Annotated in this window: 23 protein-coding genes and 1 tRNA gene; 8 read left to right on the forward strand and 16 right to left on the reverse strand. The window is 58.9% G+C overall.

From position 1 onward, the window contains the following. Positions 1-7 precede the first annotated feature (7 nt). Positions 8-844 carry a 5-deoxy-glucuronate isomerase gene (locus GS611_RS18835; protein ID WP_171638014.1) on the forward strand — a complete coding sequence of 279 codons (837 nt, stop codon included), beginning with the start codon at positions 8-10 and terminating at the stop codon, positions 842-844. After that, complete coding sequence (locus GS611_RS18840; protein WP_171638016.1) at positions 841-1,680, forward strand: class II fructose-bisphosphate aldolase; 840 nt, start codon at positions 841-843, stop codon at positions 1,678-1,680. The genes GS611_RS18835 and GS611_RS18840 overlap by 4 nt, the downstream gene beginning before the upstream one ends. A 3-nt stretch (positions 1,681-1,683) precedes the next feature. On the opposite strand, the gene GS611_RS18845 is transcribed toward GS611_RS18840, so the two are convergent. From GS611_RS18845 to GS611_RS18905, 13 genes are all read right to left on the reverse strand, one after another. Beyond that, positions 1,684-2,463, reverse strand: coding sequence for a TIM barrel protein (locus tag GS611_RS18845; protein ID WP_171638018.1), 780 nt, complete (start codon positions 2,461-2,463; stop codon positions 1,684-1,686). A 26-nt stretch (positions 2,464-2,489) separates the two neighbouring features. Further along, a complete protein-coding gene (locus GS611_RS18850) occupies positions 2,490-3,248 on the reverse strand; it encodes an SDR family NAD(P)-dependent oxidoreductase (RefSeq protein ID WP_171638020.1) in 759 nt (252 codons plus the stop codon). Then, positions 3,245-4,051, reverse strand: a complete 807-nt coding sequence (gene iolB, locus GS611_RS18855; RefSeq protein ID WP_171638022.1) for a 5-deoxy-glucuronate isomerase — start codon at positions 4,049-4,051, stop codon at positions 3,245-3,247. Before iolB ends, GS611_RS18850 begins: the two co-directional genes overlap by 4 nt. Positions 4,052-4,099: 48 nt before the next feature. Further along, entirely contained in the window at positions 4,100-5,281 is a 1,182-nt protein-coding gene (locus GS611_RS18860) for a phytanoyl-CoA dioxygenase family protein (protein ID WP_171638024.1), read from the reverse strand. A gap of 49 nt (positions 5,282-5,330) precedes the next feature. Further along, positions 5,331-6,230 (reverse strand): myo-inosose-2 dehydratase, encoded by a 900-nt coding sequence (iolE, locus tag GS611_RS18865; RefSeq protein WP_171638026.1) that lies wholly within the window; start codon positions 6,228-6,230, stop codon positions 5,331-5,333. After that, on the reverse strand, positions 6,227-8,059 hold the full coding sequence (iolD, locus tag GS611_RS18870) for a 3D-(3,5/4)-trihydroxycyclohexane-1,2-dione acylhydrolase (decyclizing) (RefSeq protein ID WP_171638029.1): 1,833 nt from the start codon (positions 8,057-8,059) through the stop codon (positions 6,227-6,229). Before iolD ends, iolE begins: the two co-directional genes overlap by 4 nt. A gap of 153 nt (positions 8,060-8,212) precedes the next feature. Then, complete coding sequence (locus GS611_RS18875) at positions 8,213-9,034, reverse strand: ATP-binding cassette domain-containing protein (protein ID WP_152459131.1); 822 nt, start codon at positions 9,032-9,034, stop codon at positions 8,213-8,215. Between the two features lies 1 nt (position 9,035). Further along, entirely contained in the window at positions 9,036-10,142 is a 1,107-nt protein-coding gene (locus GS611_RS18880; protein WP_171638031.1) for an ABC transporter permease, read from the reverse strand. Positions 10,143-10,211: 69 nt separating this feature from the next. Then, a complete protein-coding gene (locus GS611_RS18885) occupies positions 10,212-11,132 on the reverse strand; it encodes a sugar ABC transporter substrate-binding protein (protein ID WP_171638033.1) in 921 nt (306 codons plus the stop codon). 124 nt (positions 11,133-11,256) lie between these two features. Beyond that, positions 11,257-12,270, reverse strand: a complete 1,014-nt coding sequence (gene iolG / locus GS611_RS18890; protein ID WP_171638035.1) for an inositol 2-dehydrogenase — start codon at positions 12,268-12,270, stop codon at positions 11,257-11,259. 381 nt (positions 12,271-12,651) lie between these two features. Beyond that, positions 12,652-12,728 (reverse strand) — tRNA-Arg (locus GS611_RS18895). Positions 12,729-12,749: 21 nt separating this feature from the next. Continuing rightward, positions 12,750-13,226 (reverse strand): GNAT family N-acetyltransferase, encoded by a 477-nt coding sequence (locus GS611_RS18900; RefSeq protein WP_171638037.1) that lies wholly within the window; start codon positions 13,224-13,226, stop codon positions 12,750-12,752. Further along, a complete protein-coding gene (locus tag GS611_RS18905) occupies positions 13,227-13,538 on the reverse strand; it encodes an ETC complex I subunit (RefSeq protein WP_171638039.1) in 312 nt (103 codons plus the stop codon). Between the two features lie 157 nt (positions 13,539-13,695). On the opposite strand from GS611_RS18905, the gene GS611_RS18910 reads away from it, so the two are divergent. Genes GS611_RS18910 through GS611_RS18920 form a run of 3 tightly spaced genes read left to right on the forward strand, consistent with a single transcriptional unit; the run spans position 13,696 to position 16,775 of the window. Then, positions 13,696-13,953: a hypothetical protein gene (locus tag GS611_RS18910; protein WP_171638041.1), complete on the forward strand. Its 258-nt coding sequence runs from the start codon at positions 13,696-13,698 to the stop codon at positions 13,951-13,953. A gap of 14 nt (positions 13,954-13,967) precedes the next feature. Continuing rightward, positions 13,968-16,154 (forward strand): excinuclease ABC subunit UvrB, encoded by a 2,187-nt coding sequence (gene uvrB / locus GS611_RS18915; RefSeq protein ID WP_171638043.1) that lies wholly within the window; start codon positions 13,968-13,970, stop codon positions 16,152-16,154. Between the two features lie 3 nt (positions 16,155-16,157). After that, positions 16,158-16,775, forward strand: coding sequence for a hypothetical protein (locus GS611_RS18920; RefSeq protein WP_171638045.1), 618 nt, complete (start codon positions 16,158-16,160; stop codon positions 16,773-16,775). Here the strand turns inward: GS611_RS18920 and GS611_RS18925 are convergent. Then, on the reverse strand, positions 16,749-17,459 hold the full coding sequence (locus GS611_RS18925; RefSeq protein ID WP_171638047.1) for a biosynthetic peptidoglycan transglycosylase: 711 nt from the start codon (positions 17,457-17,459) through the stop codon (positions 16,749-16,751). The genes GS611_RS18920 and GS611_RS18925 overlap by 27 nt on opposite strands. A gap of 163 nt (positions 17,460-17,622) precedes the next feature. On the opposite strand from GS611_RS18925, the gene GS611_RS18930 reads away from it, so the two are divergent. Continuing rightward, a complete protein-coding gene (locus GS611_RS18930) occupies positions 17,623-18,330 on the forward strand; it encodes an ORF6N domain-containing protein (protein ID WP_171638049.1) in 708 nt (235 codons plus the stop codon). A 43-nt stretch (positions 18,331-18,373) separates the two neighbouring features. Then, on the forward strand, positions 18,374-18,802 hold the full coding sequence (locus tag GS611_RS18935) for a hypothetical protein (protein WP_171638051.1): 429 nt from the start codon (positions 18,374-18,376) through the stop codon (positions 18,800-18,802). 5 nt (positions 18,803-18,807) lie between these two features. Here the strand turns inward: GS611_RS18935 and GS611_RS18940 are convergent, their stop codons facing one another. Then, the gene (locus GS611_RS18940) at positions 18,808-19,041 is read right to left on the reverse strand and encodes a zf-TFIIB domain-containing protein (protein ID WP_171638107.1); all 234 of its coding nucleotides are present in this window, start codon (positions 19,039-19,041) and stop codon (positions 18,808-18,810) included. 157 nt (positions 19,042-19,198) lie between these two features. Then, a complete protein-coding gene (locus tag GS611_RS18945; protein WP_171638053.1) occupies positions 19,199-19,621 on the reverse strand; it encodes an excalibur calcium-binding domain-containing protein in 423 nt (140 codons plus the stop codon). Positions 19,622-19,763: 142 nt separating this feature from the next. Between GS611_RS18945 and GS611_RS18950 the strand changes: the two genes are divergently transcribed. Continuing rightward, entirely contained in the window at positions 19,764-20,246 is a 483-nt protein-coding gene (locus GS611_RS18950) for a pyridoxamine 5-phosphate oxidase (protein ID WP_171638055.1), read from the forward strand. Position 20,247: the final 1 nt, after the last annotated feature.

Consider the following 20,247-nt stretch of genomic DNA (forward strand, 5'->3'; position numbering starts at 1 on the left):
GAGTACCATGCATATCGCGCCCTATGACAATCGGAACAAACCCATCGTAGACGCCGATGATCCGACCGTTCCGCTGAACTATTTCAACATCGTCAAACTGAACATAGGTGAAGCGTTCGAATACCAGGTGCCGGGCTACGAGACCTGCATCGTGCCCGCCACCGGCAGCGTCGACGTGGACGTCGAAGGCGTGCGCTTTGCCCATCTGGGTAATCGGGGCGAGGATGTCTGGGATGGCGAACCCGAGGGAGCCTATGTCCCGTCGGGAGCACGGGCGCAGATGGTCTGCGTGTCAGAGGCTGCCGAGGTGTTCGTGGCAGGCGCAAAGTATGACAAGGTGCTGGATCCGTTCGACGTGCGCGAGCACGACCTGGTGCAATACGGCAGCGACGACACCAAGACCCACCGCAAAATCAAGCACATCCTCGGCCAGAAACAGCATGACAAGGTCGGTCGCCTATTGGTGAGCGAGCTGTTCACCGTCGGTCAGGGCGGCTGGTCGGGCTTTCCCAGCCACAAGCACGACACCAACCGCCTGCCGGACGAGACCCGGCATGACGAAACCTACAATTTCCGCTTCAAACCCAACTGGGGCTCGGGCCTGCAGATGCTGCAGCGCGAGGACAACGAGCCGGGCGATGCCTATCACATCGTCGATGGCTCCACGATCTGCATCGACAAGGGCTATCACCCCTGCTGCGTGCTGCCGGGATACGAGATGTATTACTTCACCATCCTCGGCGGGCTGACCCAGCGGTCGCTGGTGCAGTATTTCCAACCCACCCATGCCTATCAGATCGAAACGATCCCGGGCATCAAAGACATGATCGCCAAATTCAAATGACCCTCGCTACGCTCAAAGACGTCCTGCAACCCGCCTACGAACAGGGCTATGCCATCGGCGGCCTGGTGACGCTGGGCTGGGAGGACATGCGCGCCTATGTCGCCGCCGCCGAGGCCGAGAACGCCCCGGTGATCCTGCAAGCCGGACCCAGCTGCCGCGAGCACACCCCGCTGCCGATCCTGGGCAAGATGTTCCGGTATCTGGCCGAAAACGCCTCGGTGCCCGTGGTGGCGCATCTGGACCACGGCTATACCTTCGAGGACTGCAAGATCGCGCTCGACAGCGGGTTCACCTCGCTGATGTTCGACGGGTCGCGCAAGCCCTTGCAGCAGAACATCGATGAAACCGCCGCGATTGCCGAAATGGCCCATGCCGCCGGGATCTCGTGCGAGGGCGAGATCGGCTTCGTCGGCTATTCCGGCGGTGAAGGTTCCAACGGCACGGATCCCGAGGAAGCCGCGAAGTTTGCCCGCGACAGCGGCGTGGACGCGATGGCAATCTCGGTCGGAAACGTCCACCTTCAGCAAAAAAAGGAAGGTGGTCTGGACGAAAACCGCATACGCCAGATCGACTCCATGACCGACGTTCCACTGGTCATCCATGGCGGATCGGGTGTGCCGGTCGAACAGCGCGCGCGGCTGGCGCGTGAAACCGCGATCTGCAAATTCAACATCGGGACCGAGCTGCGCATGGCCTTCGGCACCGCCCTGCGCGAGGCCGTAAACCGCGACCCCGACCGGTTCGACCGGGTAACGATCCTGAAGGAAACGCACGACTCGGTTGAGGCTGCTGCCCGCACGGTGATCCGCGCCTTTGGTGCGCCACCGCAGCGGTAACGCTCAGAGCGTGAATGCCGATCGGAAGGCGTTTAGCGCGTCTTCCGGGTCGCCTGCGGCGAAGGCTTCCATCCCGACCGGGCCGCGATAGCCCAATTCGTTCAACGCACGCGCCACGGCGGCATAGTTGATCTCACCGGTTCCGGGCTCGCACCGACCGGGATTGTCGGCCACCTGCACCTCTCCGATCCAGGGCAGGCATTTTTCACACCAGCGGATCAGATCCCCCTCGCCGATCTGGGTATGGTAGAGGTCGAGATTGATCCGCAACTGCGGACGATCAACCGACGAAACCAAGGAAAGCACGTCCGCCGTTGACCCGAACGGACAGCCTGGATGGTCCAGCAGGTTCAGGTTTTCAAGCGTGAACACCACATCTTCGGCCTGGGCCAGATCACAGATCCGGTTCAGGGTGTCCCTGGCCTTGAGCCACATCGGCCCTGTGACCTCGTCATGTTGCCAGATCGGTATGCCACCATCACCCAACCCGGTGCCGTGCAGATTCAGACGCGCAACGCCCAGACGCTTGCCGACCTGAATTGTTTCGGCCGCCGAGGCCAGCAGCATCTCGGCCCCGTCATCGTCGGCCAGCCGCCCCTGAAGATAGCCGTTCATGATGGTGAAGCTGGCGCCGGTTGCGACCAGTCTGGGAATATCGAGCTCCGGCCAGTTCCACAGCCCGACACCGAACCCCATCTCGGCCAGCCGGGCGGCGCGCCAATCCATCGGACTGTCCAGCCACAGCATCTCGGCACAGGCCGCAAGTTGAAACGGTTGAGGCATTGATTTCTCTTTCGGTATGGAAAGACTTAGATCGACCCGCCTTCGACCATGAAGTTCCCGGCACTGCACATGGCCGCGTCGTTCGAGGCCAGAAACAGCACCATCCGCGCCACATAGACCGGGTCGATCGGGTCGGGCAGGCACTGACGGTCGATCTGCTTGGCCAGAGCCTCGGGGGTGACCCACAGATCTTTCTGGCGCTGGGTCATGATCCAGCCGGGCACGACCGTGTTGACGCGGATACGGTGATCGCCCAGCTCGCGCGCCATGGTGCGGGTCAGTCCATGCACAGCGGATTTGGCGGTGGCATAGGCAGGGAAACCCGCCCCGGCCTCCCACCACGAATTCGAGCCGATATTGATGATCGAACCTGCACCCCTGGCGATCATTCCGGGTGCCACCGACTGAATGGCAAAGAACATGTGGCGGATATTTGTCGCCATGCGCTCATCCCAGTAGTCAGGCGTGACGTCGCGCCAGTCGTGCCGGTCATCCCGGGCCGCGTTGTTCACCAGAACACCCGCCTCGCCCAGCTCTTCAACCAATTGCCCTATTGCGGCGTTCATCTCGTCAATGTCGCGAAGATCGCATTGGGCGAATGCATGCTCTCCGTCCAGTTCGGAAAGCAAAGCAAGCCCGGCATCGGCGTTGAGGTCCAAAAACCCAACCTTTGCCCCCTGTTCGGCAAAGGCCCGAACGGTTTCCGCGCCAATTCCGCCGGCGCCGCCGGTGATGAAAACAGTCTTCCCTGCGAGGCTTGGGTAATTGGCAAAAGTTTGGCTCATCCGTCACGCTCCATGATCCATTCGACCTCGGGGGCCGGCACGAACCGCCATTTCCGCAGCGGTCCGGCCATGACGTTCAGATAATACATCTCGAACCCATAGGGCGCGCCGCAAGGGTGATGGCCACGCGGGACAGTCACAACGTCGCCATCGGATACCGCCATCGTCTCATCCAACTGGCCGTCATCGGTGTAAACCCGCTGGATCCCAAATCCGTTCGACGGGTTCAGGCGGTGGTAGTAGGTCTCTTCCAGATAGGTGATGTGGGGATAGTCATCTTCGTCGTGGCGGTGGCTGGGATAGGACGACCAGTGGCCGTTCGGCGTGAACACCTCGGTCACCAGCAGGCTGTCGGCGTAATCCTCGGCCTCCATCGCGATGTTGTTAATATAGCGTGTGTTTGCACCCTTTCCACGTTCAGTCAGGGTTATCCCGTCCGGACCGATCCGCCGGGCCTCGTGGCCGCCCTTGCCCGGGGCTGAACACACGGCGATCACACAATCGGTTTCGGCCACGGCCTCCCATTCGGTTCCGTTCGGCAGATAAAGGCAATGAGGCGGGGTCTTTTCAAAGACGTTCATCCGCTCGCCCAACACGCCCCAGTCCTGCCCGGCCCCGGTGATCTTTGCCTTGCCTTCGACCATCACCAGAATGACCTCACGATCCGCAGTCCCTTCGTTTGCGCGATCCCCGGCCTTCAGATGATAAAGCCCAAAGCCCACATATTTCCATCCAGCGCTTGACGGAGTGATGTCATGTACCTTGCCGCGGGTTCCGATCGGTTTCTTCAGCAGGTCTGCCATTCTTGTTCTCCTTCTTGGGCGGCCCCCGAGTGCCCGCCTGTGTTGTATTCAGGCAGCTTGCCTTTGGTTCCGGGCCGATAGGGACTGGGCCAGCTGCGCCTCGGTCCATCCTTCCGCAACCGCGCGACGCAGGATATCCGCCTGGCTTTCCGGTGCGTTACCTCCCACAGGCGGGTCCGTGTCCAGATTGGTCGGGAAGGGATAGCCCTCAGCCGTGGCCGCAATTGCAGCCTCCACCTGCGCTGCGTCCAGCGCCCCGCGCTGTTTCAAGGCGATCAGAGACGGGAACAGCGCCAAGGACATCGCCCGCCGATCCACCGACTCCATCGCGCGCCCGAAGGCAGATGAGATTTGCAGCAGGTTTGCCATGCGATTGATGTCGGCGCTGCTGTTCGCGCCCGCCGCATGGAACAGCGCCGGATTGAAGAACACCGCGTCCCCCTTTTCCAATGGCAACTGGATACAGCTGTCTTCGAAATGCGCCCGGTGTGCTTCATCGTGGAACGCCAGATAGCCCGGCGGGTAGAGCTGCGAAAACGGCAACAACTTGGTCGGCCCGCTTTCCACCGGCATGTCACAATGCGCAACCGCCCCTTGCAGGGTCAGCGAGGCCGTCACCAGATGAGCCTGTGCAGGATACCTGGCCGCGTTTTCGGCGCTTTGAAACCCAAGGTGATAATCCCGATGCGCCTGTTGCGCCTTGCCACCGGGGCGCACCTGATTGATCTGAGCAGTCACCTGATAGTTCGGGCCAAGCCACGCTTCACATGCCGCCGCTATCGCCGTGTTCCCGAAATAGAGCGCAAAGCCCTCGGGGTCGCGCAGGCATTGCTTTTGCAGCGCGTTCCACACCCGGTCATTCGCGCCGGACGCGGCAAAATGATCGCCCTCACCGGCGCCACCCTGGCGTTCTTCTTCGATGATTTCACGAAACACATCCGTCGCCCGATCAATGATCGACGTGTCGGGATACGCCCCTTTCAGGGCGATCACACCGGCGGATTTGCCCAGTACCCGGCCCCATTCCGCCAGCAAGGCCCTGCGCGTATCAGGCCGTTCCAAACCGGGACTCAGTGCCTGCATATCATAGACGGGCACGTTCTTTTCTACCGAGGCGGCAAAAGGCACCGTCTCGGCGGAAAGAGTCTGCGAGGTCAACACCTTGAATTCATCCAGATCACAGGATTCCCGGTCGAAATAGCCGACGAAACCGAGTTCTTGATTCACCATGATCTTTCTCCTCTTTCATGGCTTCGGTGTTGCCCCGAGGGGCGGGTTGTTACGCTTTGATCTCCAATCCTGCCTGACCGCAGACTTCGACAATGTGGTCAAAGCCCTTCTTGGAGTACTCATAGGGCGGCGCCTTGGCCGGGTCCTGCTCTGCTTCGACTACGATCCAGCCGTTGTAATCCATTGCTTTCAGTGCATTGGCCACGGCCTGAAAGTCTATGCAACCGTCACCCGGCACAGTGAACGCGCCCGCGATCACCGCATCCAGAAAACTGCGATTGTTCTCACGCGTGTCCTGTACGATTTCGGGGCGGATATCCTTGAAATGCACGTGATGCACCCGGTCGCCCCAACGGTTCAGCGTGGCCATCACATCGCCGCCACCAAACAGCAGATGGCCCGTATCGAAACACAGGCTCAATTCGGGGCCTGACCCCTCCATCAGCCAGTTCACCTCATCTTCACTTTCGATGATCGTGCCCATGTGATGGTGATAGGCCATGGGCATGCCCTGATCTGCCATCCACTTGGCAAGTTCGGTCAGCCTGCCCGCATAGGCCAGAACCTCGTCCCGCGACAGTTTGGGGCGATCATTGACAGGCGTTCCGATCTGTCCCTGGACGGTATTGGAACATTCGGCATAGACGATGCACGGGCTGTTCAGCGCAACGAATTGTTCGACCTGTTCACGCACGACGGCGATCTCGGCGTGCAGGTCGTTGACCAGCGTGTTGCCCGAGCACCACCCCCCACAGAGCGCGATGTCATTTGCGTCCAGATAGGCCCGCAACCCTTCGGTGTCGGCGGGCATCCTCTGGCCCCGTTCGACACCTGTATAACCGATCTCGCGCGCTTCTTTCAGCGCCTGCTCCATCGTGTAAGCTGCGGTCAGGTCCGGCAGGTCGTCATTCTGCCAGGCAATCGGAGAGATGCCGATCTTCACGCTCATTTCGTGTTTCTTTCCTTGATGGCGGCTTCATAGGCCGCGCGTTTTTCATTCACTTCGGGGCGGGTGCTGACCTCGGGCACCGCCACTTCCCACCAGGTTCCGCCATATTCGGTCGATGGATAGGGATCGGTGTCGATCACCACGACATAGGGGCCTTTGACCTCATCGCGTTTGGCCAGCGCGTCTTCGAGCTCGGCAATCGAACTGACCTTGACCGAAGTCGCCCCCATCGCTGCCGCATGGGCGGCAAAATCGATGGCTGATTTTGTCTCGTGCACAGTGTGGTCGAGAAGGTTGTTGAACTCGGCCCCGCCTGTCCCCATTTGCAGACGGTTGATGCAACCAAACCCGCGGTTGTCCGTGACGACAACGGTGAACGAAATCCCCATCATCGCCGCCGTCGCCATTTCCGAGTTGGCCATCATATAAGTGCCATCACCGGTAAAGCAGATCACGTCGCGGTCGGGCTGGGCCATCTTGATGCCCATGGCACCAGCGATCTCGTACCCCATGCAGCTGAAACCATATTCCATGTGATAGGCACCGGGGCGTGGTGCCTTCCAAAGCTTGTGCAGCTCACCCGGCATCGTGCCGGCAGCGCACATCGCAACAGTGTTTTCCTTGGCGGCCCGCTGCACGGCGCCGATCACCTGCATATCCGTTGGCAGCGCATTGCTGTCCGTCGGGGCATCCGTCAGCGCATCAACTTTGCCAAACCAATCAGATTTCAATGCCGCAGGCAGATCCGGCGCGCGATGGCCGCCCAGCGCTTCACTGAGTTCATCCAGACCAACCCGAGCGTCGGCCTGCAACGGCATCGCTCCGTGCTTCTCGGCGTCATAGGCGGCGGTGTTCAGGCTGATCAATTCCCGCTCGGGGTTCGCAAACAACCCCCATGACCCGGTGGTGAAGTCCTGAAACCGGGTGCCGACGCCCAGCACAAGATCCGCCCTTGCGCAGATGTCGTTGGCAGGTTCGCCCCCGGTCACACCAACAGGACCAAGGTTGAGCGGATGATCCCAGGCCAATGCGGACTTGCCGGCCTGTGTCTCGGCCACGGGGATATTGTGTGCCTCGGCAAAACGCTGCAACGTGGCGGTTGCGTCCGAATAATGCACACCTCCGCCGGCAACGATAACGGGGCGCTTGGCGGCCTTGATCGCGGCAACGGCGCGCGCCAGTTCCCCCTCATCCGGGCGAATGCGGCGCTGATACCAGACGCGCGGCTCAAAGAAGCTTTCAGGATAGTCATATGCTTCGGCCTGCACATCCTGACAAAAGGCCAGCGTCGCCGGGCCGCAATCCGCCGGGTCCGTCATCGTGCGGAAAGCGCGCGGCAGAGCCGTCAGCAGATGTTCCGGGCGGGTGATGCGGTCGAAATACCGGCTGACCGGTCTGAAACAATCATTCGCACTGATGGTTCCATCCGAGAACACTTCGGGTTGCTGCAAAACCGGATCGGGGCCACGCGTCGCAAATACATCGCCGGGCAGCAACAAAACAGGCAGACGGTTCACGTGGGCCAGAGCAGCGGCCGTGACCATGTTGGTGGCCCCCGGTCCGATCGACGATGTCACCGCCATGGCGCGTTGCCGACCCAACTGCTTGGCATAAGCAATAGCGCTGTGTGCCATGGTCTGTTCGTTGTGACCGCGATAGGTGGGAAGACTGTCTTTCACCCCATGCAGCGCCTCGCCCAGACCGGCCACGTTGCCATGGCCGAAGATCGCCCACACACCTGCGATGAACGGCTCTCCGGCCTCGTTCATCTGCGCGCCCAGATAGCGCACCAGAGCCTGCGCCGCGGTCAATCGGACTGTTTTGCTCATCATGATCCCTTTCAACTCGGAGCCGCCATCGGCGGTCCGCGGGTTTTCTCATTTGCGAAGGTGTCAGGCCTTTTGCCAGAGCCTGAAATCAGAGTGGCGTCAGGTGCCACCGCCCGATGGATGCCCCCCGTGAGGGCATCCGAGTGTCTTGCTTTAGACAGTACCGCCCAGCGATCCCTCAAGCTCGGCCATTTCCTGACCACCGGCCATCAGGTCCTGCAACTCTTCGGGTGTGATTTCACCGCGTTTGGCAGTGCCCAGTGTTTTGCCGCGGTTCAGTACGGTAAAACGATCGCCCACCGCCAGCGCATGGCGCACGTTGTGGCTGATGAAAACCACGCCGACACCCTGGCTGCGAACCCGGTCGATCGTGGCAAGAACATTGGACGTCTGACGCACACCAAGCGCCGAGGTCGGTTCGTCGAGGATCAAGATCTTGGCGCCGAAATACACCGCCCGCGCGATGGCCACCGTCTGACGTTCGCCGCCGGACAATGTCCCAACCGCCTGATCCGGCGCGCGCAGATTGATGCCCATCTTGCGCATCTCTTCCATGCAGACTTCGTTTGCATGATCCACATCGAACCGCTTGAGCAACCCTTTGCCCTTTGTGGGTTCGCGCCCCATGAAGAAATTGCGCGTCACGCTCATCAGCGGGATCATCGCAAGATCCTGAAACACGGTCGCGATGCCCGCTTCCATCGCGTCACGCGGCGTGTCGAAATGCAACGGCTGGCCTTCGAACAAAATCTCGCCCTTGGTGGGTTTGTGCACCCCGGACATGGTCTTGATGAAGGTGGACTTGCCCGCGCCGTTGTCGCCCAGCAGGCAATGGCATTCCCCGGGCTTGACGTCAAAGCTGACGCCAGCAAGTGCGATGATATTGCCAAAGTGCTTTTCGATGTCTTTCATCTGAACGATGGGCGCCTGATCATCGACGGCATCGCCATGGTGGAACTTGGTGTCTTCGGTCATATCAGCGCTCCCCGGTTACGCGCTTGCGGATCGCGTTGTTGAACAGAACGGCAATCAACAGCATGGCACCCAGAAAGACCTGGAACCAATCCTGATCAAAGTCGGTATAGGTCAGTCCGATGACGACCATTCCAAAGATGATCGAGCCGAAGAAAGCCCCGATGGCCGAGCCGTATCCGCCGGTCAGCAGGCAGCCGCCGATCACCGCGGCGATAATCGCCTCGAATTCTTTCTGGAACCCCCGCCGCGCATCGGTCGAGCCTGCGTCCATGACGGTAATGATCGCCACAAGGGCGGCACAGCACGCCGTCAGCATGAACAGTGAAACCTTGACGCGGTTCACCGGTACACCCGAATTGGATGCAGCCGTGCTGTCACCACCCGAGGCGAAAATCCAGTTCCCTACCGGGGTACGCAGCAGCACGTAGGTCGCCGCCATTGTAATGACGATGAACCACAGGATTTCGACCGGAATACCCGGGACCTTGGGCGCGCCGCTTTTGAATGTATCGATCATGCCGTTGGCGGCCAGCCATGCGAACAGGCTGCCGAATGCTTCGCCCGAAAAGAAGGGGGCCAGCCAGTCGTTTTCGACCGCGTCGCGCACGCCGCGCAGTTGGGTCGAACCGCCTGTCGCCATTTTCAGCCCCACCAGTGACAGGCCACGAAGGATGAACAGAAACGCCAGCGTTACAATGAACGAAGGCAGGCCCGAACGGATCACGATATTGCCGTTGACCGCACCGACACAGGCCGCAAATACGAATGTCATTGGGATGGCAAAGATCAGCGGCAATTGCCAGGTCACGACGCAGACGCCGAAAAACAGCCCCGAGAACGCGACCATCGATCCGATCGACAGGTCGAACTCTCCACCGATCATCAGCAGTGCCGCACCGATCGCCAGGATACCCAACTGTGCCGCAGGGGTCATGAAGTTCATGACACCGGCAAGAGTGAACATCGATTCATCTGCGGTGATCGCAAAGAACACGAATACCAGAACCGCCCCTGCAATGGCGCCCAGCTCGGGTCTTTTCATCAGTTTGGTCAGGAACGGTTCTTTCTTGACCCTTTCGTCCGACAGGACGGGCGCTGATTCACTCATGGTTTCCTCCCAATTCGGTGAGACCGGCGCGTTGGCGCCGATCCTGTTGTTTGTCGGATCGCGCCGAAATCAGCGGATACCCTGCGCGGACAGTTCGATGACCTGTGCGGCCTTGTCCTGAGTGATCAGGTTCGGACCCGAAGGCACGTCGCCGCCCGGCATCAGGCCGTATTTGGCGTGCAGACCCATGAAGTTCACCGACAGGTAGCCCTGAAGGTACTGCTGCTGGTCAATGGCAAAGGCCGCGTCACCATCCACGATTGACTGGAGGAAGTTGGCCGACAGGTCGAACGAGGCAACATTCAAATCCCGCCCCGAGGCTTTGGCCGCGGCGACCGAAGGCTCGCCGGCCGAGCTCGCGCCCAGCGCCATAACGGTATCGACGCTTTCGTCAGCGGCCAGCGCGGCGGCAACTTTGGACTCGATCTCGGACGGATCGTTCGAGGTCGGCAGAACGGTTACTTTACCGCCAAACCCTTCGGTGAAGCCTTCACAGCGCAGGTCAAGTGATACGTTGCCGACCTCGTGGTTGACACAGATCGCATTGGTTCCACCCATCGAGGCCAGCTTTTCACCAGCCGCCTTGCCCGCATCATATTCGTCCTGACCCACATGCAGCAGAGCGCCCAGTTCCTTGGCCACTTCCGCACCCGAGTTGATCGAGATCACCGGGATACCGGCGGCAACCGCACGTTCGATCGAGGGGCCAAGCGCATCGGCATCCGGGATCGAGACGATCAGTCCGTCAGGCTCCTGGTTCACGGCGGCGTCGATCAGCTGCGACATGGCAACCATGTCAAAGGTCTCAGGTGCACGATATTCCACATTCACACCGACATCTTTTCCGGCCTGCTCTACGCCGTTCTTCACGACGTTCCAGAATGCGTCATTGGCCTGGCCATGCGACACGACCACGATTTCCTGCGCAAATGCTGGTGTGGCCAAGGCCAGTGCCCCGGCAGCAAGCGCGCCTTTAACGAATTTCTTCATTTCAGTTTCCTCCCAATGGTTCAGTCTGATCTTCTGTCGGGGTACCGGCCCCAATCATCCGGCTGTGCCGAATCTCAGTGGCTGCGGCGCTGGGCCGAGCTGGTATTAGTTTGAAGAATTTCGATCATTTTGCAACCGGTTTCAAAATCTCTTCCATCCGAACGGGCTTTCCCGTCTGCGCTGACAGGGTCGCGGCCTCGGCCATCGCCAGCGCTGCAACACCGTCCTTCAGCGTGACCGGAACTTCGGATCCACTTTCAACAGCGTCGACAAATGCGGCCCATTCCACACGGTAAGCAGGCATGTAGCGTTCCAGGAAGAAATAGGTCGGCTTGGCCCCCACCACACCGTCCGCCGTTGACTTTACGACAGTGTTTTCCAACATGTTCTGAGCCTGTAGCAACCCCTCGGACCCCAGCAGTTCGACCCGCTGGTCATAGCCATAGGCCGCGCGCCGCGAATTCTTGATGACCGCGATGCGGCCATCCGCGTAAGTCATTGTAACTGCCGCTGTATCCACATCCCCAGCGGCGCCGATTTCAGCATCCACAAGCGAGGACCCAACCGCCGAGATCGTTTCGGGAACGTCCCCCATCAGGAAGTTAGCCATGTCAAAATCATGGATCATCATGTCCCGAAACAAACCGCCAGACACCTTTACGTAGCTGACTGGTGGTGGCGCCGGGTCAAAAGATGTGATCGACAGGAGCTCTGCCTTGCCGATCTCACCCGCATCCAACCCCGCCTTCAAGGTCGCAAAATTGGGATCAAATCGCCGATTGAACCCTATCATGACCGGCTTGCCGCGTTCCGCGACGGTATTCAGACAATCCGAGGCGCGCTTCAGGTCCAAATCAACTGGCTTTTCACACAGGACGGCTTTTCCTGCGCCTGTCGCTGCTTCAATCAGGTCAGAATGCGTATCTGTTGGAGTTGCAATCAGAACCGCGCCGATTTCCGGATCCGCAATGATCTCTTCGGAACTGCGCGCCTCGGCCCAATAATCACTGGCAAGGCTGGCCGCGGCCTCGGTCAAGGCATCGGAAACAGCAATGAGTTTGCTGCCCGGATGCGATGCAATCGCCTGCGCATGAACACGCCCGATGCGCCCGGCACCCAACAATCCGACGTTCAACATACAGATCTCCCGAATCTTGTTGTTGCGCGCAACAATGATTCTATTTGCAACCGGTTGCAATATTTTTTTCACAACCTTGGCGCTTTTGCAGCCCAGGCCCCAAATCACCCTGAAAAATTCGCGTTATGATCCCGGATCCTGATCCGCCGGCTGCAACCCACACGCTGAAATCCGCGCATTGGCCGTCCTACGGGAATCCCCCAATTTCGGAACATGGTGAATCAGGTTAATGTTTGGTTAAGGAACACACACTACCACTCTGTGACCCCTTAGAAGGGCTGGCATGACCCCCTCGTCCAGCCCTTCATACCTTACCCGACAACCGCGAAGAAACAGCCCGCATTGCGGCCTGACGTGTTCATCGAAATCGAAATTCGAGAATGGCGATCCCTGAAGGACTCGAACCCTCAACCTGCTGATTAGAAGTCAGCTGCTCTATCCAGTTGAGCTAAGGGACCGCTGCACCCTTCTTGCGGTTTTTACGAGCGGGGTTCAAGAGCCAAGCGCATGAATGCGCTGTTCGGATCGTCACTGTACCCAAAGATCGGTCCGCAATAGGAATAACCCAACGCTTCGTAAAGCTTGCGGGCGGCATCATACTCTGGAAGATGCTCTGCCCCGGTTTCCAAAACCAAAGCTTTGACGCCTTCTGCGCGCGCCAGATCGGCCAGATGAGCCATCATGACACGCGCCAGTCCGCGCCCCCGTGCCTGTGCGAGGATATGCACCGATTTCACCTCGGCCGTGCCATCGGGCAACAGCTTCAAGGCACCGCAGCCCAAAGCCTGCTGATCGTCGTAAATCGCACAGAACCGAATGCCCGATCCGGCCAGTGATTCTGCGCTCATCGTATGGTTGCTTTCCGCAGGGCCGGCCGATTCGCTGTGAGCGAAATGAGCTTCCACAATCGGGCGCAACACGTCCGAGGTCGGGTCTGCCTCGCGAATTTCGATCATTCAGTGTGTCCAGGGCCCACGGCGGTCGGTGGCGAAGTTTTCTCCGTATCCGCGTGCGCGCAGGTTGGGTTTGCGCTTATGCGGCTCGCTGACCTGCGCATCGATGCCATTGTCCCTAGCATAATCCATCGCCTCTTTCTTGGTGTCGAATTTCAGGCGTATCTGGGTTTGCGTGTCATTGGATGATGTCCAGCCCATCAGCGGATCAACCTCACGTGCCGAAGCGGGGGCATATTCCAGAACCCACTTGCAGGTCTTGGCCATTCCTGAAGTCATCGCATTCCTTGCAGGCTGGTAAATCCGTGCGCGCATGTCGCCTCTCCGTACTCACTTGGCTGGACCTGTTTATGCGTCAGAGCGCAGCCCGGGACAAGACAACAATTGTCGCGGATTGTCGAAGCAAGCCAATGACAGAAACTGTCATCAGGGCCAACTATGATCTTCGACAAGTCAGCCGAAGGATAAGCAGATGATCCATCGTGAATGCATTCTGGACGTCAACGCAAACCCCGGGAACAACCGGGCGATGCCCTCGACCGAAGCCCATGCCGTGATCGCCGGCAAACCGATGATGACGAAGGCTCTCATCGGCGACCTTGCCGCGTTGGCCGGCAAGGTTGGCTCGGATCACAATCCGGATGCGTATCTGCCCAGTTTCAAAACTGGGGAATTTGTACCGGATCAGCCCTTGCAGTTGGACAAAATAAGAACAAATGTAGGGGCCTGATCCGGAGCCTGCCCATGCCATACGCCCATTCCGACAAGACTCAAATGACAACCGAAGATGTTCGGGCCCGCCTGAAACTGGAAGGCGGCAAACGGTTTGTCATGCATACGGAGTTTGCCCCCGCAGGAGACCAGCCAACCGCGATCAAGGAACTTGCAGGCGGCATTCTGGATGGAGAGCGCGATCAGGTTCTGTTGGGGGCGACCGGTACGGGCAAAACCTTCACCATGGCCAAGGTGATTGAAGAAACCCAACGCCCGGCCATCATCCTCGCCCCCAACAAGACATTGGCGGCGCAGCTTTACGGAGAGTTCAAGGGGTTTTTCCCGGAAAACGCGGTCGAATATTTCGTCTCCTACTACGACTATTACCAGCCCGAGGCCTATGTCGCGCGATCGGACACGTATATCGAGAAGGAATCGCAGATCAACGAACAGATCGACCGGATGCGCCACTCGGCCACGCGGGCGCTGCTGGAACGCGACGACGTGATCATCGTGGCCTCGGTCTCGTGCATCTATGGCATCGGCTCGGTCGAGACCTACGGGGCGATGACACAGGATCTGAAGGTCGGACACGAATACGACCAGCGGCAGGTGATGGCCGGTCTGGTGGCCCAGCAATACCGCCGCAACGATCAAGCCTTCCAGCGCGGGTCATTCCGCGTGCGGGGCGACAGCCTTGAAATCTGGCCCGCTCACCTTGAGGATCGCGCCTGGAAATTCTCGTTCTTCGGTGAGGAACTGGAAAGCATCACCGAATTCGATCCGCTGACCGGCGAGCGCGCCGCGACGATGGAACAGGTGCGCGTCTATGCGAACTCGCACTATGTCACGCCGAAACCGACGATGCAGCAGGCCATCATCGGCATTAAAAAGGAACTGCGTCAGCGGCTGGATCAACTGGTGGGCGAGGGCAAGCTGCTCGAGGCGCAGCGGCTGGAACAGCGCACCAATTTCGACCTCGAGATGCTCGAGGCCACCGGCGTCTGCAACGGGATCGAGAACTACTCGCGCTATCTGACCGGCCGCGCGCCGGGCGAGCCGCCCCCGACCCTGTTCGAATTCATCCCCGACAATGCCATCGTTTTTGCCGACGAATCCCACGTCAGCGTGCCGCAGATCGGCGGCATGTATCGCGGCGACTACCGGCGGAAATTTACGCTGGCCGAACACGGGTTCCGCCTGCCCTCCTGCATGGACAACCGCCCCCTCAAATTCGAGGAATGGGACGCCATGCGCCCGCAATCCGTCTTCGTCTCGGCCACGCCTGCCAAGTGGGAGATCGAACAGACCGGCGGCGTCTTCACCGAACAGGTGATCCGCCCCACGGGCCTCTTGGACCCCGAGGTCGAAATCCGCCCCGTCGAGATGCAGGTCGACGACCTGCTGGACGAGGTGCGCAAGGTCGCCGCCAACGGGTTCCGCACGCTGGTCACCACGCTGACCAAACGCACGGCCGAGGACCTGACCGAATACCTGCACGAACAGGGAATAAAAGTCCGCTATATGCACTCGGATATCGACACTTTGGAACGCATCGAAATCCTGCGTGACCTGCGTCTGGGTGCCTTCGACGTGCTGGTCGGCATCAACCTGCTGCGCGAAGGGCTCGACATCCCGGAATGTGGGCTGGTCGCCATTCTTGACGCCGACAAAGAGGGCTTCCTACGCTCGGAAACCTCGCTGATCCAGACCATAGGCCGCGCCGCGCGGAACGCCGATGGCCGGGTGATCATGTATGCCGACAAGATCACCGGCAGCATGGAACGCGCGCTGGAGGAAACCAACCGCCGCCGCGCCAAGCAGATCGCCTATAACGAAGAACACGGCATCACGCCCGAGACGGTGAAGAAGAATGTCGATGACGTTCTGGCCGGTCTCTATCAGGGCGACGTGGACATGAACCGCGTCACCGCCACCATCGACAAACCGATGCATGGCGCGAATCTCGAAGCCCATCTTGACGGGTTGCGCGATCAGATGCGCAAAGCCGCCGAGAACCTGGAATTCGAAGAGGCCGCCAACATCCGGGATGAGATCAAACGTCTGGAAGCGGTCGATCTGGCGGTGGCCGACGACCCCATGGCGCGGCAATGGGCGGTCGAGAAAGCGTCCGAGGATGCGGTGAAATCGCGCGGCCGCTCAACGGCTGGGAGGCCGGGGCAGCGGGGCGGGAATGTGAAGAGAAGGAAGCGATGATCGATGTGGGGATTTCTCTCAACTATAGCCCTTGGGCTGATTGCAGCAATGACAACGTTTACTTTTCAGGCCCGAAGCTGGCGTGAAAAAAACCGTGAAGATATACGCAAGGATGAAAGACAAGCCGCACTTCAAACTGTGGAGTTAATTGGTGACGCATTCGACAAAAGATACCACGCACACCGGAAACTTCTGGGGGCCCTCAATACCGACGACGAAAACTTGGAAGTCATGTACGCGGAGTACAACAAAGAAGTTGATGCATGGATGACAGCTTTATCAAGAATCTCGGCGAGGCTGTCGGTGTACTTCGACCGAGAATCGGCAAACTCATTTGTCTATGAGTGCCACGATCCTCTGAAGGATAGCGGCGATGGTTTGCAGCTTAGATATCGGCATGGTTGGGATTTGAGCAGCGTAGACACAGCTATTGCCTCGCGTATTTTTCCAAATTTGCAGATTGCTCGAAGGAACTTTCAGAGGTTTCAACGCAATCTGCTTGAGCGCGTCGAAAACGACGAGTTCGGCTCCGTACAATACTGGAACAACACGCAGCATGGTAAGTTGGAGGATATTTCAGTGCTGTTTCTAGTCTCAAGGCTCTTTGGAGTCGCTAAATAGTTTCAATGTGTATAGATAACGCGCCCGGACAGCCATAGCCCAAGTCGGTGCACAGACCCTTGCCATGCCAATGTATTCCTCTGGTCGTCGTGCCGTAAGTAAGCTGAAATCATTCAAACAGTCTACAACAACTCCAGGTATTGGCCTCGCAAGCAATGAAGCGATAAATGCCGCTTCATTTGTTGAAAGCTGATCGGGTTCTTTTTTGAACAGGTGTTTTGAGGCTGCCTCAAGACCTATCAATCCGCGCCCGAAATAGCTCCTTTTTAAGTAGGACAGTAATAGCTCATCCTTGGAGAGCCAGCTATTTATAGCTGCTGCAAGAACGGTTTCTCTAATTTTGCGCGAAATGGTTCTTTCACGCCTGTTTGTAATAATGCGTACAAGCTGTTGATCCAAGGTGCTTATTCCACCGGGCTTCTGAAGCTTGAGCGCTCTTTTCATCAATCGAGGTATTGCGCGTAATTCAAATCCGAGGTGTCGAAAAAAGCGCCGATCCTCAATTAGCAGAATCATTTGAACGACATCTATGTCCAAGCTTCTGAGAGTGACTGACGAAGCAGTCCAAACTGTGGAGCGCGAGTCAAATTGCACCTCTTCAACAATTAGATCCAAATCCCAGTTCAACGCACGCAAGCGGCGCTTGATGCTTAAGTCCAATCTTGGGGTGTATCTAGTATCCATGGCTTCGAAATATCAGCAGAATTCTATATTGGCGAGCACGTATGTAGCATTTCAATCTTAGCGCGCATCCGTTTTTTGATTCCTGATCCCACACTTCAACCTTGCAGCCCAACGCCCGCTCCTCCACGTTTGAAATCACAAATTGTGATTCCAAACGGTTGCCATGACGAACCCGAACACTCTGCCCAGCACGGAAGAGGTCCAAAGCGCCATTCACCGGGTGCGCGGAACCCGTGTGGTGCTGGCCGAGGACCTGGCGCAGTTCTACGGAAAGTCCGTCAGCGCCTTCAATCAGGCCGTCTCGCGCAACAAGGATCTGTTCGAGGGCTACCGCTTTCAGCTGACCGATGCCGAGGTGGCCGATTTGATATCACAGAATGTGATCTCAAAGCCCAAGGGCCGCGGCGGGCGGCGGGTCAACCCGTGGGTCTACACCGACTATGGCGTGGCCATCGCCTCGACCCTGTTCAAGGACCCGCGCGCGATCAGGATCACCCGGATGATCACCGAGGCCTTCGTCGACGGCGCCAACGCCCTGGCCGAGACCCCGCGCAGCGCGCCCGAGATCCTGCCGCCCCAAGACGCCCCCGCCCCGCTGCTGCCCAATGGCCAGCAACTGCGCGATCTGGCCGAAAACATCCTCGATTCCGGGCAGCAGAGCCTGGTCGATTACATCGCCAACCCCACCACCAAGCGCCAACAGGCCGTGGCCGTGATCATGAAGACGCTGGCGGAAACCGCCGGCGAAGAGGTGCGCACCCAGCACGAGCGTCTGCGCCTGCGCATCGCCGAACGGTTGGCCGCAGGCGATTATGCCGATGATGACGACCGCAAGGGGTTGCTGGACCTGCTGAATGCGATGAAAGGCTGACGCAGCCCTTGCCCCGGACTTTTCGGCCGCTAGACTCCGCACCATGCGCGTTGTCCTGTTATCACTGACCCTCGGCACACCCACCGCCGCGTGGGAAGCAACGGTGGGCCAGATCTGCACCCTGTCACACGTGACGGACACGGCAGAGATATTCCTGACCTATGACCCGGCAAAGCCGCTCTATACCCTTTCCGTTACCCGCAAGACCGAAGGTTGGACCAATACCCCATGGTTCGCGATGCGGTTCGAGGGGCCAAACCCCATCGAAATCGCCACTCCGCATCATGTCCTGTCTGACGGTGCATCATCGTTGACGGTCACTGATACAGGATTTGGAAACGTGCTGGACGGGCTGGAATACAACCTGACCGCCTATGCGTTCACGCAGGACAGGGTGAGTGAATTTCCCTTGAACGGTGCTGCGCCCCAGGTTCGCATTTTCCGCGAATGTGCCGGGGCCCAGCTGTCCTAACCGGGTCAGAAATTGAACAGATCTTCCAGAAAACCGCCACGTTTCTTTTTCTTGCGATAGCCGTGATCCGCCCGGTCATCGTAGCCGGGTTGTGGCGGAGAATACGCTGTCGAACGCTCGATGATCTTGTCCAGTTCGCCCCGATCCAGCCAGACACCTCGGCATTGCGGACAATAGTCGATTTCAACCCCGTTTCTGTCCGTGATGACCAGTTGAGTTCCGTCAATCGGGCATTGCATCATACGATCTCCTGTTTTGCCATCCATATGAGATGGGGTTGATCCGCTGCATTGCCATCCCACTGTGACATGACGCCCGTTCGCTTGAGGCTAACTGGATGACACAGGCAACCGGCCCCGTCCCGAGCAGATTTTCTGGACTTCGCGATTACAACCGTCAGGGGCGCACGAACTTGGCCGTTCCAAGAGACCGCTGTTGCGGTTCGGGATTGTTGTGAACTGGCGGCGCAGTTGCCCGGGGCGGGCTGGTAGCGCCACAGGCGACCCCGTCGCCATCCGGGTCATTACGCTTGTGATAACCCGCCTGCCCCTCGTAAAACGGCCCCACCCCCAGCGACTGCGTTGCATCACACCCTGCCAATGCGATCAGGTGGATCACCGCCTCTTCCCGCTCAAATTCGGACAGGCGCAGAAAAACACCCGTGGCGATCAGCACGGTGGTCAGCGGCAACAACAGAACCATGACCAGAATGCGTATCGGAGACAGCGCATACCTGCGCGTCGCCTCTGCGCGCCGGTGTCGTCTGGACGGCCGCGGCTTCGGATCAGGCGTATCCTGCGAGGGTTTCTTGAACAGCATTGTCTGATCTGTAACGTCGATTTGTGGCAAAGCCGAGGCAATCCCATATCGCTGAGGTAAAACAAATGGCGCAATCCATTTCAGGAACTTAAAATGACAGGGAACCGTCATCTGCCCGATTTTTCGCTGCCGAACCGATATCGTGACCCAATCCGATCCTTATCAGACGCCCGACGCAGCGGCGCGCTTGCAAGCACAGGACCTTCTCTTTCAGGCCAAATTTGCCGCACTGGCCTTTCTGCGCCCTGACACCGGGTTGCCGTCTGTCTCGCGGATCGCGCTGGCCACGGATGAAGCAGGTTGCCCTGTTTCGCTGATTTCAACCCTTGCGGAACACACGTGCGCGCTGAGCGCTTGTCCCAACTGCGCCCTTCTGATCGGAGAGCCCGCAGACAAGGGCGACCCGCTGACCCATCCGCGCCTGACATTGCACGTGATCGCTCAGCCAGTTCACCGGGACATGGCAGGCTATGGTGACTTGCGCGACCGGTACTTGGCGCGACGGCCCAAAGCGAAACTCTATATCGATTTCGCCGATTTCGGACTGGTCCGGTTCGCAATCCAGGGCGGTCTTTTGAACGCCGTATTTGGCAGGGCCTGCCGCCTTACCGCACAGGATTTCTAGC

This window comes from Ruegeria sp. HKCCD6119 (genome assembly GCF_013110585.1).
Classification (GTDB): domain Bacteria; phylum Pseudomonadota; class Alphaproteobacteria; order Rhodobacterales; family Rhodobacteraceae; genus Ruegeria.

Coding starts and splice junctions, on each gene's coding strand:
- GS611_RS18835 (WP_171638014.1), top strand. CDS start 8: ATGCATATCGCGCCCTATGACAATCGGAACAAACCCATCGTAGACGCC.
- GS611_RS18840 (WP_171638016.1), top strand. CDS start 841: ATGACCCTCGCTACGCTCAAAGACGTCCTGCAACCCGCCTACGAACAG.
- GS611_RS18845 (WP_171638018.1), bottom strand. CDS start 2,463: ATGCCTCAACCGTTTCAACTTGCGGCCTGTGCCGAGATGCTGTGGCTG.
- GS611_RS18850 (WP_171638020.1), bottom strand. CDS start 3,248: ATGAGCCAAACTTTTGCCAATTACCCAAGCCTCGCAGGGAAGACTGTT.
- iolB (WP_171638022.1), bottom strand. CDS start 4,051: ATGGCAGACCTGCTGAAGAAACCGATCGGAACCCGCGGCAAGGTACAT.
- GS611_RS18860 (WP_171638024.1), bottom strand. CDS start 5,281: ATGGTGAATCAAGAACTCGGTTTCGTCGGCTATTTCGACCGGGAATCC.
- iolE (WP_171638026.1), bottom strand. CDS start 6,230: ATGAGCGTGAAGATCGGCATCTCTCCGATTGCCTGGCAGAATGACGAC.
- iolD (WP_171638029.1), bottom strand. CDS start 8,059: ATGAGCAAAACAGTCCGATTGACCGCGGCGCAGGCTCTGGTGCGCTAT.
- GS611_RS18875 (WP_152459131.1), bottom strand. CDS start 9,034: ATGACCGAAGACACCAAGTTCCACCATGGCGATGCCGTCGATGATCAG.
- GS611_RS18880 (WP_171638031.1), bottom strand. CDS start 10,142: ATGAGTGAATCAGCGCCCGTCCTGTCGGACGAAAGGGTCAAGAAAGAA.
- GS611_RS18885 (WP_171638033.1), bottom strand. CDS start 11,132: ATGAAGAAATTCGTTAAAGGCGCGCTTGCTGCCGGGGCACTGGCCTTG.
- iolG (WP_171638035.1), bottom strand. CDS start 12,270: ATGTTGAACGTCGGATTGTTGGGTGCCGGGCGCATCGGGCGTGTTCAT.
- GS611_RS18900 (WP_171638037.1), bottom strand. CDS start 13,226: ATGATCGAAATTCGCGAGGCAGACCCGACCTCGGACGTGTTGCGCCCG.
- GS611_RS18905 (WP_171638039.1), bottom strand. CDS start 13,538: ATGCGCGCACGGATTTACCAGCCTGCAAGGAATGCGATGACTTCAGGA.
- GS611_RS18910 (WP_171638041.1), top strand. CDS start 13,696: ATGATCCATCGTGAATGCATTCTGGACGTCAACGCAAACCCCGGGAAC.
- uvrB (WP_171638043.1), top strand. CDS start 13,968: ATGCCATACGCCCATTCCGACAAGACTCAAATGACAACCGAAGATGTT.
- GS611_RS18920 (WP_171638045.1), top strand. CDS start 16,158: ATGTGGGGATTTCTCTCAACTATAGCCCTTGGGCTGATTGCAGCAATG.
- GS611_RS18925 (WP_171638047.1), bottom strand. CDS start 17,459: ATGGATACTAGATACACCCCAAGATTGGACTTAAGCATCAAGCGCCGC.
- GS611_RS18930 (WP_171638049.1), top strand. CDS start 17,623: ATGACGAACCCGAACACTCTGCCCAGCACGGAAGAGGTCCAAAGCGCC.
- GS611_RS18935 (WP_171638051.1), top strand. CDS start 18,374: ATGCGCGTTGTCCTGTTATCACTGACCCTCGGCACACCCACCGCCGCG.
- GS611_RS18940 (WP_171638107.1), bottom strand. CDS start 19,041: ATGCAATGCCCGATTGACGGAACTCAACTGGTCATCACGGACAGAAAC.
- GS611_RS18945 (WP_171638053.1), bottom strand. CDS start 19,621: ATGCTGTTCAAGAAACCCTCGCAGGATACGCCTGATCCGAAGCCGCGG.